1 protein-coding gene and 1 pseudogene are annotated in these 813 nt (G+C 43.8%); one reads left to right on the top strand and one right to left on the bottom strand.

Going from position 1 to position 813, the window contains the following annotated elements; genetic code table 11:
- A pseudogene (locus ABVT36_RS19105) lies at positions 1 to 243 on the top strand (IS630 family transposase); the annotation flags it as partial.
- Here ABVT36_RS19105 and ABVT36_RS19100 read toward each other — a convergent pair.
- Complete coding sequence (locus ABVT36_RS19100; protein WP_368457983.1) at positions 240 to 641, bottom strand: hypothetical protein; 402 nt, start codon at positions 639 to 641, stop codon at positions 240 to 242. The pseudogene ABVT36_RS19105 and the gene ABVT36_RS19100 overlap by 4 nt on opposite strands.
- Positions 642 to 813: the final 172 nt, after the last annotated feature.

Here is an 813-nt window from a genome sequence, read left to right as displayed (position 1 = left end):
ATTCATTTCCATTTCACGCCCACAAGTGCATCCTGGTTGAACGCCGTCGAAGGATGGTTTGCGCAGCTCGAACGGCGGGCTCTTTACCGAGGCATATTTACCGACGTGGCGGACTTGAAGGCTGAGCTGCAGCGATTTATTCGTGTTCATAACCGCGATCTTGCCAAACCATTTAAATGGACAAAGAGCGCCGACACGATACTGGCTTCAGTGCAGCGAGCCAAAAATGTGTTACCTAATTAACCGCATGGCCCACTAGATGTCAACCTAAGATTAGTTTTTTCTTTCACTGAAACAAGAGCCACCTCATATACAGTAATTCCACCTTTATTTTCACATAGGCCTCTAACGTGGCTGTCCCAATAGGCTTTGTTAAATTCAGAACCCATAAGAAATAACAAGCAAAAAGAAACCGGGGAAAAAATCGCAGCTACCAATGCAGCTTGAATTTTCTCGCAGATTCCTTTAACACTGAACCGTACCCAAACGAGCACTATACCGACATAAATTGCCAGTGCCACAAGCAATGACTCCAAGTGCGGGCTTACTTGAAGGAATGCCAAGACCACTGGTGCAAGTAAAAACAAAAGCAGATATATATTTCTTTTCATATCCTGTCTTTTTGTTTCGTAAGCTATCATAGATTTCTATTTCCAAAAGCTATTCTTCGTACTATCTATCAAAAATAATTATTTTATTGTACGCGGTTTCGGATAATAAGTGCAATTGGATAAGGAGAGGGGCCAGCTGGTAGACTCCGCGCTTCTCCCGACCAAGAGACGAAGCACTGATGAGTTACCACCAGCTGACCGA

The organism is Microbulbifer sp. TYP-18 (assembly GCF_040932045.1).
Classification (GTDB): Bacteria; Pseudomonadota; Gammaproteobacteria; order Pseudomonadales; family Cellvibrionaceae; genus Microbulbifer.
This window is presented reverse-complemented; position numbering and strand designations above follow the sequence as displayed.

Bases quoted from the DNA above. Each gene is read 5' to 3' on its own strand.
- ABVT36_RS19100 (WP_368457983.1), bottom strand. From the start codon at position 641: ATGATAGCTTACGAAACAAAAAGACAGGATATGAAAAGAAATATATAT.